This is a genomic window from Pseudomonas brassicacearum (assembly GCF_003732265.1).
Classification (GTDB): domain Bacteria; phylum Pseudomonadota; class Gammaproteobacteria; order Pseudomonadales; family Pseudomonadaceae; genus Aquipseudomonas; species Aquipseudomonas brassicacearum_D.
In genome coordinates, this window is the sequence record NZ_MOBK01000149.1 from 1 (window position 1) to 304 (window position 304).

The 304-nt window shown below is 59.5% G+C and carries 1 protein-coding gene; it reads left to right on the top strand.

Annotated elements, in window-relative coordinates; genetic code table 11:
* Window positions 1-304 (top strand): NAD(P)/FAD-dependent oxidoreductase (locus tag BK660_RS30520; protein ID WP_404942969.1); only part of this gene is annotated, 304 nt, incomplete at both ends.

Consider the following 304-nt stretch of genomic DNA (forward strand, 5'->3'; position numbering starts at 1 on the left):
GATATGGGCATCGAAAAGAACGGCGAGCCCGGCCCTGCCTTCACCCGCGGCATGGAGCTGCACGGCAAATATGTGCTTGTTGGAGAAGGCGTGCGCGGTTCGCTCGCCAAGCAGTTGATCGCAAAGTACGACCTGTCGAAGGATCGCGAGCCGCAGAAATTCGGCATCGGCATCAAGGAACTCTGGCAGGTCAAGCCGGAACACCACAGGCAAGGCCTCGTGCAGCACTCCTTCGGCTGGCCGCTGGGTTTCAAGACCGGCGGCGGCTCGTTCCTCTATCATCTGGAAGACAATCTCGTATGCA